General features: G+C 31.0%; 11 protein-coding genes. 9 read left to right on the top strand and 2 right to left on the bottom strand.

The genetic code is table 11. The annotated features are described in order from the left end of the window. Window position 1: 1 nt before the first annotated feature. Window positions 2-643, bottom strand: a complete 642-nt coding sequence (locus ACQ629_RS07410; protein WP_483703663.1) for a DUF4271 domain-containing protein — start codon at window positions 641-643, stop codon at window positions 2-4. Window positions 644-724: 81 nt separating this feature from the next. On the opposite strand from ACQ629_RS07410, the gene ACQ629_RS07405 reads away from it, so the two are divergent. From ACQ629_RS07405 to ACQ629_RS07395, 3 genes are read left to right on the top strand one after another with little or no spacing between them, the layout of a single operon-like run. Further along, a complete protein-coding gene (locus tag ACQ629_RS07405) occupies window positions 725-1,447 on the top strand; it encodes a polyprenol monophosphomannose synthase (protein ID WP_483703661.1) in 723 nt (240 codons plus the stop codon). 2 nt (window positions 1,448-1,449) lie between these two features. Then, window positions 1,450-2,787, top strand: coding sequence for a dihydroorotase (locus ACQ629_RS07400; RefSeq protein WP_483703659.1), 1,338 nt, complete (start codon window positions 1,450-1,452; stop codon window positions 2,785-2,787). After that, window positions 2,788-3,243, top strand: coding sequence for a DUF4296 domain-containing protein (locus ACQ629_RS07395; protein ID WP_483703657.1), 456 nt, complete (start codon window positions 2,788-2,790; stop codon window positions 3,241-3,243). A 1-nt stretch (window position 3,244) separates the two neighbouring features. On the opposite strand, the gene ACQ629_RS07390 is transcribed toward ACQ629_RS07395, so the two are convergent. Then, entirely contained in the window at window positions 3,245-4,243 is a 999-nt protein-coding gene (locus ACQ629_RS07390; RefSeq protein WP_483703655.1) for an NAD-dependent epimerase/dehydratase family protein, read from the bottom strand. A gap of 62 nt (window positions 4,244-4,305) precedes the next feature. On the opposite strand from ACQ629_RS07390, the gene tyrS reads away from it, so the two are divergent. From tyrS to ACQ629_RS07360, 6 genes are all read left to right on the top strand, one after another. Next, window positions 4,306-5,598: a tyrosine--tRNA ligase gene (gene tyrS, locus ACQ629_RS07385; protein ID WP_483703653.1), complete on the top strand. Its 1,293-nt coding sequence runs from the start codon at window positions 4,306-4,308 to the stop codon at window positions 5,596-5,598. A gap of 367 nt (window positions 5,599-5,965) precedes the next feature. Beyond that, a complete protein-coding gene (locus ACQ629_RS07380) occupies window positions 5,966-6,508 on the top strand; it encodes a DUF2911 domain-containing protein (protein ID WP_483703651.1) in 543 nt (180 codons plus the stop codon). Between the two features lie 156 nt (window positions 6,509-6,664). Beyond that, window positions 6,665-9,985 carry a leucine--tRNA ligase gene (locus ACQ629_RS07375; RefSeq protein WP_483703649.1) on the top strand — a complete coding sequence of 1,107 codons (3,321 nt, stop codon included), beginning with the start codon at window positions 6,665-6,667 and terminating at the stop codon, window positions 9,983-9,985. Between the two features lie 107 nt (window positions 9,986-10,092). Then, the gene (locus ACQ629_RS07370; RefSeq protein ID WP_483703647.1) at window positions 10,093-11,052 is read left to right on the top strand and encodes a hypothetical protein; all 960 of its coding nucleotides are present in this window, start codon (window positions 10,093-10,095) and stop codon (window positions 11,050-11,052) included. Between the two features lie 49 nt (window positions 11,053-11,101). Continuing rightward, entirely contained in the window at window positions 11,102-12,304 is a 1,203-nt protein-coding gene (locus tag ACQ629_RS07365) for a GNAT family N-acetyltransferase (protein ID WP_483703645.1), read from the top strand. A 2-nt stretch (window positions 12,305-12,306) separates the two neighbouring features. Then, window positions 12,307-13,173 carry an acyl-CoA thioesterase gene (locus ACQ629_RS07360; RefSeq protein WP_483703643.1) on the top strand — a complete coding sequence of 289 codons (867 nt, stop codon included), beginning with the start codon at window positions 12,307-12,309 and terminating at the stop codon, window positions 13,171-13,173. Window position 13,174: the final 1 nt, after the last annotated feature.

The raw sequence follows: 13,174 nt of genomic DNA, 5'->3' as shown, positions 1-13,174 counted from the left end.
TTTACGTAGTCGTTGTTATTTTATAAACAATTAATAGCGGTGCTATTTCAAGGGTGCAAAAGTACAAAATAAAATAAAACAACTTACGAATAACTATTTTTTTGTTGTTTTTAATAATTAAAAAAGCCCTGAAAATAAATAAGATACCAAAAATAATTAATAAGAATATACGATTATTAAGGCTATATAGATATAATACTATAGAAGGGAATAGCCATAAACTTAAGCTGTTTAAATAACCTGATTTTGTAATGATAAAATATTTAGTGATAGTAGAAAGTCCTAAAGTATTAGATATAATAAAATCTAAAAGATATTTGATTATAAAGTAAAAAGAAGTAAAAGTTAATAAAACAAAATAAGTTAAAAAGTCATGTTTGCTTGTAGTAGAAATAACCATCAAAAACAGAAACAATGAAATAACAATAGCGGAAAAAAAGAAAAAGAGTATGTAAAAAGGAGATAAAAAAGAAACGTTGTCTTCAATCTTTTTTTTAAAGAAACCAGGTGTAAAAGGAGCAAGAGTATACCCTAGTAACTTATTTGGGTTAAGTAATTTCATCATTGCTAATAAAATCACCGCAAATATAATTACTAAAGTAATCCAATTATTGTTAGATATAAGACGTTCAATTGCTTGCAAATGTATTTTTTTAATGCTTTTAATTAACACAAAACTAGTGATAATTTAGTGTATATTTGCTTAGATTTAGATGAAAATTACATGAAATCAGACGCTTTAGTTATAATTCCCACTTATAACGAAAAAGAAAACATAGCGGCGATAATACAAGCAACCTTTAAACAGGAAAAAGAGTTTGATGTTTTAGTTGTTGATGATAACTCACCTGATGGTACAGCCACTATAGTAGAACAACTGCAAAAAGAATATCCCGGTAGACTTTATATTGAAAAAAGAACAGGCAAAAACGGATTAGGCACTGCATATATTCATGGGTTTAAATGGGCTATAAACAACGGTTATGATTTTATAATAGAAATGGATGCCGATTTTTCTCATAATCCTAACGACTTAATTAAATTATATAACACATGTGCCATTGATGGCGCAGATGTTTCTGTAGGATCTCGTTATTCGGTTGGTGTAAATGTTGTTAATTGGCCTATGAGTAGAGTATTGTTGTCTTATTTTGCTTCAAAATATGTGCGATTAATTACAAGAATGCCAATACACGACACTACAGCTGGTTTTGTTTGTTATAAAAGAAAAGTTTTAGAAACGATACAACTAGATAAAATTAAATTTATAGGATATGCTTTTCAAATAGAAATGAAATTTAAAGCATGGAAACATAAATTTACCATAAAAGAAGTTTCAGTTATATTTACAGATAGGGTTTTAGGAGAGTCGAAACTAAGTACAGGTATTATAAAAGAAGCAGTATTCGGAGTTATAAAAATGAGATTAAAAGGTTTACCAAAATAATTATGAAATCATATTTAATTAAAAATGCAAATATTGTTAACGAAAACAAGGTTTTTAAAGGCGATGTTTTAATTGAAGGGAATTATATAAAAGAAATTTCAGCAGAAATTTCGGCAACTTCAAATGTAGAAGTTATTGATGCTACAGGAAAATATTTAATTCCGGGTATGATTGATGATCAAGTACATTTTCGCGAACCAGGTTTAACTCATAAAGCAAATATAGCAACCGAAAGTAAGGCGGCAATTGCGGGTGGAATTACATCATTTATAGAAATGCCCAACACCATTCCTCAAGCAACAACTCAACAATTATTAGAAGATAAGTTTAAAATTGCTTCAAAAACATCTTATGCTAATTATTCGTTTATGTTTGGTGGAACAAATGATAATTTAGAAGAGTTATTAAAAACAAATCCTAGGAATGTAGCGGGAATTAAATTGTTTTTAGGTTCATCTACCGGAAATATGTTGGTAGATAACGAAGCTGTTTTAGAAAAAATATTCTCATCAACAGATATGTTAATTTCTGTACACTGTGAAGATGAAGCAACAATTAGAAAAAACACAGAAGACTATAAGGCTGAATATGGCGATGATATTCCGTTAAAATACCACCCGATTATTAGAAGTGAGGAGGCTTGTTATTTATCTTCCTCAAGAGCTATCGAATTGGCTAAAAAAACAGGAGCAAGGTTACATGTTTTTCATTTATCAACAGAAAAAGAAACACACTTGTTTAGAAATGATATTCCGTTAGAAGAAAAGAAAATTACTGCCGAGGTTTGTATACACCATTTATGGTTTACAGATAAAGATTACGACAAAAAAGGAACACATATTAAATGGAATCCTGCGGTTAAATCTCAAAAAGATAAAGATGGTTTATGGAAGGCTTTATTAGACGATAGAATAGATGTCATAGCTACCGATCACGCGCCTCATACTTTGCAAGAAAAAGATAATGTGTATATGAAAGCACCTAGTGGCGGGCCGTTAGTTCAACATGCAATTCCAGCAATTTTAGAAAAAGTAAAAGAAGGTGTTTTATCAATTGAAAAAGCGGTTGAAAAAATGTGCCATAACCCAGCAAAATTATTCAAAGTAGAAAACCGCGGGTTTATTAAAGAAGGGTTTTTTGCAGATTTAGTATTGATAGACACAAATAATAATTGGACAGTTACAAAAGAAAATATATTATATAAATGCGGTTGGTCTCCTTTTGAAGGAGTGGAATTTTCTCATAAAATAACACATACTTTTGTAAACGGAAACTTAATGTTTGTAAATGGTGTTTTTGATGAAGAAACGAAAGGAAAACGATTAGAATTTAAAAAATAGATGAAAAATTTTCTCTACATAACGCTCTTTGTACTGTTTATTTCGTGTACGAGTAATACCGTTTATAAAGCACCTAAAAACTTAATACCAAAAGATTCGATGGTTGTATTGTTAACAGACATGTATTTAGCATCATCCGCAAAGAATGTTAAAAACAAGTTTTTAAAAAGAGAGAAAAACTATATTGGTCTAGTTTATGAAAAGCATAAAATAGATAGTACTCGCTTTAATATTTCTAATGTATATTATACTTCTATAGCAGATGAATATACAGAAATTCTTAAAGAAGTAAAATCTAATTTAGACTCTTTAGAGAGTTTTTATAAAGAAAAAGAACTTATTAAAGATTCATTAACTAGGAAAAAGAAAAATTTAAACAGTAAATTATCTTTAAAACTAAGAGATAAAAACGAAAAACTTCTGAAGCCAATGAAGAAGCTTAAAGAAATTGAGTGATTTAAGAGTGAAACTTAGTGCAAACACTATTAATCACACTATCAATTAATTTAAACTCGAAACCTGTTTTTTCTTTTATCTTTTTTGAAGAATAAAATGACTTAATATGTGATGATTTTGCAGAATTTTTGGTTAATAAAGGTTCTTTTGGCGTAATTAAAGTTAGCAGCCAATCAATTCTCCATAAGATAGCGGATGTAAATTCTCCAATTTTTATGTAAGGCCTTTTTTTATGTAAGCCATCTGCAATAGCAAACAAGATGTCTTTAAATGATTTGTTTTCTGAAACTAAAATAAATCGTTCGTTATTAATATCTGAATTCATTAATAAGACCATTGCTTTAACAACATCTTTTACTCCAATAAAACCAGTAACTCCTTCGGTATAAAATTTTAAGCCATTATTTATTTTCGTAAATAATTTACCCGAGCCTTCATTCAAAAAACCACTTCCTAAAATTATTCCAGGATTCACAATAATAATATCTAAACCTTCTTGGCTACCTCGCCAAACTTCCATTTCGGCACCATATTTTGTAATAGAATAACAGTTGTCGCTAGCGTCAGACCATTCATTTTGTTCGTTAATAGGTTTTCCGTTTATAGCGTTTCCAATGGCAGCGATAGAGCTTACAAAACAAAATTTATTTATTTTATTATCAATAGAAAGGTTAATCATATTTGCAGTACCATCAATATTTACCTGACGCATTTTTTTGTAATCTCTGGGATTAAAAGAAACCAAAGCAGCACAATGATATACTGTAGCGATGTTTTTAAAAACAGGTTCTAAAGAAGGAACCTCAGTAATATCAGCTTTAACCCACTCAATTTTAGCAAATAATTTCTTGATATCATCTGTATAATAAGAAAATATTTTTTTTACATGTTCTCGTTTTTCATTCGTTCTATAAATAGCGCGAATTCTATCATTTTTTTGAGTTAAATGATATAATAAATGTGCACCTACTAAACCTGTTCCTCCGGTAACTAAAATCATATAACGAAAATAGAATTTTTTGAACGATAAATGTATCTTTGTTGACTGATAAATTTACGACGATGAAAAATTTTATTGAAGAATTACAATGGAGAGGAATGTTGAATGATAGCATGCCCGGAACCGAAGAACACCTATTAGAAGAAATGCGTAGTGCGTATGTTGGTTTTGACCCAACTGCAGATTCTTTACATATTGGTAATTTAGTTCCTATAATGTTATTAGCACATTATCAAAGATGTGGGCACAGACCAATTGCTTTGGTTGGTGGAGCAACAGGTATGATTGGCGATCCTTCAGGAAAATCTACTGAACGTAATTTGTTAGATGAAAAAACATTGCGTCATAATCAAGATTGTGTAAAAGCACAACTATGTCATTTTTTAGATTTTACTTCGGATGAAAAAAACGCAGCACTTTTAGTAAATAATTACGATTGGATGAAAGAGATTTCTTTCTTAGAATTTATTCGTGATATTGGTAAGCACATTACCGTAAACTATATGATGGCAAAAGATTCTGTAAAAAACAGAATTAGCTCAGAGTCTAAAGACGGAATGTCTTTTACCGAGTTTACCTACCAAATGGTTCAGGGATATGATTTTTTACATTTATTTAGAGAAGAATCAGCTACTTTACAAATGGGAGGTTCTGATCAGTGGGGTAATATTACTACAGGGACAGAATTAATTAGAAGAATAGGAGGCGGAAAAGGATATGCAATTACGTGTCCGTTAATCACAAAATCAGACGGTTCTAAATTCGGAAAATCAGAAGGAGGAAACGTATGGTTAGATGCCAAAAGAACGTCAGCATATAAATTTTACCAATACTGGTTAAATACTTCGGATGAAGATGCTGAAAAATATATTAAAATCTTCACGTTTTTAGATAAAGAAACTATTGATGCTTTAATTGAAGAACATAAAGAAGCACCACATGTACGTGTTTTACAAAAAAGATTAGGAGAAGAAGTAACCATTTTAGTTCACGGAAAAGACGAGTTAGAAAAAGCAATTGCAGCATCTAACATTTTATTCGGAAAATCTACCTCAGAAGATTTAAAAAGTTTAGATGAACAAACGTTTTTAGATGTTTTTGATGGTGTACCGCAAGCGGAAGTTTCTAAAGAAGATATTTTAGAAGGTTTATCAATGATTGATGCTTTATCAGGAAAAACAGACTTTTTAAAATCTAATGGAGATGCAAAAAGAGCTTTAAAAGAAAATGCAGTTTCGGTAAATAAAGAAAAGGTAAAGGAAGATTTTGAAATTACAGAAAAAGATTTAATTGCTGATAAATACGTGTTATTACAACGCGGAAAAAAGAGTTATTTCTTATTAAGAGTAGCGTAATTAAGAAGCTATTTTAATATCAAAAGTTAAAGGGCATCGCTTACAGTTGATGCCTTTTTTTTGGTATTTATTACAACACTTGTTTTTTGGTTTTATACAATTTGATGAGCAAACAGAAGAGCATACAGCTTCTTGCTGTATTGAAACAACAGGAATAGCCTTTTTATTTTGAGTATAAAATATGATCATAATTGGTGTAATTCGGTGCAAATATAATACTTTATTTAGAATAAATTAAAATAATATTCTTTACTGGTTTAGGTATTAACATTTTTAATATAATCAGTTTTAATAGAAGATTTATTGTAAGTATTTGTAGTTTTGATGACTAAATAAAATGATAAACTAACTTAAAAGTAAGTAAAAAATGAAAAAAATAATTTTAGTATTAGCAATGTTAATGGTCGCTGTATTATTCTCAACAGAAGCAATGGCGCAAGAATTTAAAGGATTAGATAAAAGCCCTATGGATGCGGCATCATACCCAAGTAGCTATAGAGTATCAGATAAATTAGTAAAAATAACATATAGTCGTCCACAATTAAAAGAAAGAAAAGTAGCTAAGTTAGCACCAAACGAAAAAGTATGGAGAACAGGAGCTAATGAAGCACCAGAGATTACATTTTATAAAGATGTAAAATTTGGAGGAAAAGATGTAAAAGCAGGAACTTATACTTTATTTACAATACCAGGAGATAAAGAGTGGACAGTAATTTTAAGTACTGCTAAAAATGTATGGGGATCTTATTTTTATAATGAAGAAGAAGATGTAGTTCGCGTAATGGCATCAAAAGCTAAGTCCGAAAAATCTATTGAAGCTTTTTCAATTGCTTTTGAAGGAAAAGATAATAATGCAACAATGTACATTGGCTGGGGAGATGTAGTTGTATCTGTACCAGTTAAAGGATAAGTATTATAACCGTAATGTTAATTAGAATAAACAGGCTAAAAAATCACATGATTTTTTAGCCTGTTTTGTTTTTTAGAACCCAATTTTTCTTGAGAAAAAGAAATAAAAATAGTATTTAAAATAACCGTAAATTTGCAACTTCTTAAAAAAGATAAAATGCAATATAATCATCAAGAGATAGAAAAGAAATGGCAACAATTTTGGGCAGACAACCAAACATTTAAAGCCAGTAATGAATCGGAGAAACCTAAATATTATGTCTTAGATATGTTTCCTTATCCGTCAGGAGCAGGTTTACATGTTGGGCATCCTTTAGGATATATTGCATCAGATATTTATGCACGTTATAAGCGTCATAAAGGGTTTAATGTATTGCATCCGCAAGGGTATGATTCTTTTGGTTTACCAGCAGAACAATATGCAATTCAAACAGGGCAACACCCAGCAAAAACTACTGAAGAAAATATTACAACGTATAGAAGACAGTTAGATACTATCGGTTTTTCTTTCGATTGGTCTCGTGAACTTCGTACTTCTAGTCCTGAGTATTATAAGTGGACGCAGTGGATTTTTATTCAGCTTTTTAACTCTTGGTACAATAAAGATACTGATAAAGCAGAAGATGTTAAAACATTAATTTCGGTATTTAAAAAATCAGGAAACGCAACTATAAATGCTGCTTCAGAAGAAGATATTACTATTTTTTCTGCGGATGAATGGAAAGCTTTTTCGACTATAGAACAAGAAGCAATTTTGTTACAATATCGTTTAACCTATTTGTCGGATACTGAAGTAAACTGGTGTCCTGAATTAGGAACGGTATTAGCAAACGACGAAATAATAAATGGTGTTTCAGAACGCGGAGGTCATCCCGTAATTCGTAAAAAAATGACACAATGGTCTATGCGAATTTCTGCATATGCACAACGTTTATTAGACGGATTAGAAACAATTGATTGGCCACAACCTTTAAAAGATAGCCAAACAAATTGGATTGGTCGTTCGCAAGGAGCAATGGTAACTTTTAAGGTAGATGCTTTAGAAGTACCAGAAGCTGGCGTAAGATTATCTTATAAAGAGCTAGAGGCGTTAAAAGAAATGCGTTTAAACCTTTCGAAGGCTGAAGAAGTACTTTGGAATGAATTAAAAAATAAAAAAGGAGCTGCAAAATTCAGAAAAAAATATACCATTGGTACGTTTTTAGTAGATTATGTATGCTTAGCAAAAAATATAATTGTGGAGTTTTCTGGTAAAGAAGACGAAGCAAAAAGAGATGCTTATTTTACAAGCGAAGGATTTCATGTAGTGCGTTTTACAAATGATGAGGTGTTAGAAAATGTTTTAGGTGCTGTATCTAAAATTAACAACACGATTCAGTTTGCAAAACCTATTGAAAAAACAACTGTTGAGGTTGTAGAAACAGCAATAGCAAACGACTATAAAATCGATGTTTTTACCACGAGACCTGATACTATTTACGGAGTCTCATTTATGACCTTAGCTCCAGAGCACGAATTAGTAGCTAAAATTACAAGCGAAGGGCAACAAAAAGCCGTTTACGATTATATTAAAGCAACAGCAAAGCGTTCTGAAAGAGAACGAATGGCAGATGTAAAAACAATTTCAGGAGTTTTTACAGGTGCGTATGCTTTGCATCCGTTTACGGGAAAACAAGTACCAATTTGGATTGGAGATTACGTGTTAGCAAACTACGGTACAGGTGCTGTTATGGCGGTTCCTTGTGGTGATCAGCGTGATTATGATTTCGCAAAAAAATTCGAATTAGAGATTCCGAATGTTTTTGAGAATGTAGATATTTCTGAAGCTGCACATGCAGATAAAGAAGGCACTAAAATTGCAAATTCTGATTTCTTAAATGGTTTATCGTATAAAAAAGCGATGAAATTAGCGATTTATGAAATGGAACAAAAAGGTTTTGGTTTTGGGAAAATAAACTACCGTTTACGCGATGCAGTATTTAGCCGTCAGCGTTATTGGGGTGAACCTTTTCCAGTGTATTATAAAGACGGAATGCCACAAATGATTGATGCAAAATACTTGCCAATCGTTTTACCAGAAGTAGAAAAATATTTACCTACAGAAGAAGGGAAACCACCGTTAGGAAACGCTACAGAATGGGCTTGGGATTCTCGTGCAAAGAAAGTTGTATCGAATGATAAGTTAAAAAATAAAACAGTATATCCTTTAGAGCTGAATACAATGCCAGGTTGGGCGGGTAGTTCATGGTATTTTAACCGTTATATGGATTCTAATAATGAAGGTGAATTTGTAAGTAAAGAAGCTGCTGATTATTGGAAAGAAGTAGATTTATATATTGGTGGTTCTGAGCATGCAACAGGGCACTTGTTATACGCTCGTTTTTGGCAAAAATTCTTGTTTGATAAAGGAGCTGTTCCTGTTGATGAGTTTGCGAAAAAGCTAATCAACCAAGGAATGATTTTAGGAACATCAGCGCTTGTTTATGAAGCATTGTTTGAGGGTAAAACTCACAATGTTTATATATCAGCAGATTATTTCCAAGGAGAAAATCAGATAGCTCAAACTGAAGAAAACGATAAATTATGGTCTCGATTAGATAAGAAGCTAGTTGAAGCAGGTCTTATAGAGGAAAACGAAGAAACGTTATCTTACCGACCTATTCATATTAATGTTAGTACGCTTGAAGGAGATGCAAATGTTAATATAGATAAGTTAAAAGATTGGAGAGACGATTTTAAAACGGCAGAGTTTGTTTTTGGAAGAGATAATCAATTTCTATGTTATAGAGAGGTTGAGAAAATGTCTAAATCTAAATACAATGTTGTTAATCCAGATTTAATTTGTGAAGAATTTGGTGCAGATGCATTGCGTTTATTCGAAATGTTTTTAGGACCATTAGAACAAACAAAACCTTGGAAAACTTCAGGTATTTCAGGAGTGTATTCTTTCTTAAAGAAATTATGGAAATTATATGTAGGCGAAGAAGGAGTGCTTGTTACTGATGCTGAACCAACGAAAGAGGAGTTAAAAGTCTTACATAAAACAATTAAAAAAGTAGAAGAAGATATTGAGAATTTCTCATTCAATACATCGGTTTCTACCTTTATGATTGCTGTAAACGAGCTAACTGCTTTAAAGTGTAATAAACGTGCAATTTTAGAGCCTTTATTAGCATTGATTTCTCCATATGCGCCGCATATTGCAGAAGAGTTATGGAGTCAGCTAGGGCATGAAGGTTCAATAGCAACTATTGATTTCCCTAAGTTTGAAGCTTCTCATTTAGTAGAAAGCTCTAAAACATACCCAGTTTCTTTTAACGGAAAAATGCGTTTTACTTTAGAGTTATCTTTAGATTTAAGTAAAGACGAAATCGAAAAAACAGTAATGGCAGATGAGCGTACAATTGCACAGTTAAAAGGTGAAGAACCTAAAAAGGTAATTATTGTACCAGGAAAAATTATTAATATTGTAGGATAGTTTTTTATCAATTATATAATTAACACCCTTGTTTATTGTAAATAAACAAGGGTGTTTTTTTGGATAAAGACTAAAATTATTCTCAAATTTGTAACTAAAAAATTCCTATGAATAAATTGTCTTTTAAAAGCTCTTGGCTTTTCTTATTAATTCCCATTGGTGTTGTGTTTTTTGTGGTAATACCAGAAATCGAAAAAAAATATGAGCGTTATAATAATAACCAAATTACGCTTCAGAAAGATATTTATACTTTAGATTCATTACAGCAGTTAAAAAATCCAACAAAAAAAAGCAAATACTTACTTAAAAAGCTAGAAATAACAGTGCCAATTCACACAAAGGTTTATGGTAGTGAGAAGTTTATGTTTTATAAAACAGGCGGAATGTTACTTGTTTTAGCATGTATGGGATTAGGGATGATTGTAACAAGTTATATTTCTAATAAAAAGAAAACTTCATCAAAAAACAAACAAATAGATTTTGTTTTTGAAGACCCAGGAAATGATGTAATTGGGCAACAAATATCTTGGGATGCTCTAGAGAGTTCTGCGAGTAATTTTGCGAGCGAAGTGTTTAAAAAAACAGCACAAGGGTACAAAATAACTTCTAGTTCTATTACTAAAGTATTTGCTTGGAGTTTTTTCTTGATTGGGTTAAATTACGTAGCAATTTCATTTTATGAATACTATCAAGTTTATGATACCCCATTAACTGTTATGAAGGGTGGTAAGTTGTTTTTTACATCTGGCGGACCTTTTTTATTAGTAGGGTTGGTTTTATTATTTATGTTTTCTTCTAAAGTATTTATACATACTCGAAAAAGAAAAATTATTATAGGTGGTGAAATTCTGCAATATCAGCAAGTATATGCATTACAAGTATTAGAAAAATTTTCGTCAGGAGGTAGTTCTTCTGGTGGTTATTTTTCATATGAGTTAAACTTGATAACAAATAAAGGGGATCGATTTAATTTGTTAAATCATGGAGACAAGATGTATATTTTAAGTGATATGATGAAAATAAGTAAATTATTAAAAGTACCAGTTTGGAATAACGGAGTTGTATAATTATGTTTACATAAACTTTTAGTAATTTACACCCAAAATAAAAGGGACTTTGATTTTTTCATCTTGTAATAAACAGACTTTAAATGTTCGGTATTTTAATGCGGTTAGCGAAATTTCGAATGATATCTGGGAGCAGTTAAACTGTACACATAACTTGTATTTTCATCCGCACTATCTAGCAGCATTGCAGCAAAATAATCCGAAGGTACAATTTGCTTATATCATTTTGTTTAATGAAAAAGAGGAAGCTGTAGCCATAGCAACAATTCAAATAGTAGATTTTTATTTAGATAGTGTTCAAAATGAAATGCAATCTATTGTAGAATGGGTGAAGTGTTTGGGAAGAAAACTACGAATTATATCATCAGAAAAAGTGTTTAAAGTACTTACCTGTGGAAATACTTTTGTTAGTGGTGAACATGGGATTTTTATTAACGAGAATCAAAATAAAAAAATAATTTTAACCAGAATAGCTGAAACTGTAGTCGAATTTTCTAATTCAAGAAACGATGTAGATGCATTTATGTTAAAAGATTTTGAAAACGAATCGCTATTTATAACTAATGAACTCTATGGAGAAGGTTATAACTCATTTAATGTAGAGCCCAACATGGTATTGCATTTAGAAAGTGATTGGCATAGTTTAGATGATTATTTAGTGGCCTTAAAAACAAAGTTTAGAGTAAAGGCAAGAAAAGCGTTAAAACTTAGTGCGTCGTTACTAGTAGAAGATATTACTGCGGGAAGACTTAAAGATTTATTGCCTGAAATGACGGCTCTTTATAAAACAGTATCTACAAAATCGAGTTTTAACTTAGGTGATTTTAATTTACAAACCTATAAATCGCTAAAAGATAATTTAGGCGATGATTACTTTTTAAAAGCATATTGGTTAGAAGATAAGTTGGTAGGGTTTTTATCAGGGATCTTTAATCAAGAATCGCTAGACGCTCATTTTGTAGGTATAGATTACATAAACAATAAAGAGTATGCAATATACCAGCGTATGTTATATGATTACATAACTTTGGGGATAAAAAACAAAGCAAAAACAATAAACTTCGGAAGAACAGCAAGTGAAATAAAAAGTTCGGTTGGTGCGACTCCAGAAGATTTAACTATTTATTTGCGCCATAAGAAAACAATACCAAACCGTATTTTAAGTTTGTTTTTAAAGCGAATTCAACCATCAGAGTTCAAACAAAAACATCCATTTAAGAATAAAGAATTAATAGTAGAAGCTAATTTGTAATAATGAAAAATACTCAAGAATTATTAAACATACTAACCTTAGAAGATTTAGGGAATAATAACTTTAGCGGGGTTAGTAAAGATATTGGAAGTCCTAATGTATTTGGAGGCCAAGTTTTAGCACAATCTTTAAATGCAGCTTATAGAACTATATCAAACAATCGAATTTTACATTCGCTACACTCTTATTTTTTAGAGGCAGGAAATTTAAATTTGCCAATAACATATAATGTACAAGTTGTTCGTGATGGTGGTAGTTTTTCTACCCGACGTGTAACTGCACACCAAAAAGATAAAACAATTTTTATTTTATCATGTTCTTTTCATAAAAAAGAGGAAGGACACGAGCATCAAATACCTATTAAAAAACATATAAAACAACCAGAAGAATTGTTTAGTTGGACAGATATGTTAGTGCAGTTTGGTGATTTTTTACCTAAAAAATTAAAAGCTTTTTTAAGTGTTGAACGTCCAATAGAGTTTAAACCAGTTGAAATTGTGAATCCTCTTGAGAAGAAAGATGTACAGCCGTTTGTTGATGTATGGTTTCGATTAAAAGGTGATCCGGTAGATTTATCTTTAGCATTAAAACAACAGATTCTTACGTATATTTCTGATTACAATATTTTAACAGCCTGTTTAAATCCGAATGCGAGTGTTGCTAATTTTGGTAATACTCAAATGGCAAGTTTAGATCATTCAATGTGGTTTTACCGTGATTTTGATTTTAATGATTGGATGTTATTCTCAATAGAGAGCCCAAGCACATTTGGAGCACGTGGCTTTGCTTGTGGTAACATATATACAAGAGAAGGTAAATTAATAGCATCAGTAGCGCAAGAAGGTTTAATGCGCCCAATTAAAAAGTAAC

This window comes from Tenacibaculum sp. SM2510 (assembly GCF_057002845.1).
Note: the sequence above shows the minus strand (reverse complement) of the source record. Positions and strands in the feature narration are given on the sequence as shown.

Coding starts and splice junctions, on each gene's coding strand:
- ACQ629_RS07360 (WP_483703643.1), top strand. CDS start 12,307: ATGAAAAATACTCAAGAATTATTAAACATACTAACCTTAGAAGATTTA.
- ACQ629_RS07390 (WP_483703655.1), bottom strand. CDS start 4,243: ATGATTTTAGTTACCGGAGGAACAGGTTTAGTAGGTGCACATTTATTA.
- ACQ629_RS07380 (WP_483703651.1), top strand. CDS start 5,966: ATGAAAAAAATAATTTTAGTATTAGCAATGTTAATGGTCGCTGTATTA.
- ACQ629_RS07395 (WP_483703657.1), top strand. CDS start 2,788: ATGAAAAATTTTCTCTACATAACGCTCTTTGTACTGTTTATTTCGTGT.
- ACQ629_RS07405 (WP_483703661.1), top strand. CDS start 725: ATGAAATCAGACGCTTTAGTTATAATTCCCACTTATAACGAAAAAGAA.
- ACQ629_RS07375 (WP_483703649.1), top strand. CDS start 6,665: ATGCAATATAATCATCAAGAGATAGAAAAGAAATGGCAACAATTTTGG.
- tyrS (WP_483703653.1), top strand. CDS start 4,306: ATGAAAAATTTTATTGAAGAATTACAATGGAGAGGAATGTTGAATGAT.
- ACQ629_RS07400 (WP_483703659.1), top strand. CDS start 1,450: ATGAAATCATATTTAATTAAAAATGCAAATATTGTTAACGAAAACAAG.
- ACQ629_RS07370 (WP_483703647.1), top strand. CDS start 10,093: ATGAATAAATTGTCTTTTAAAAGCTCTTGGCTTTTCTTATTAATTCCC.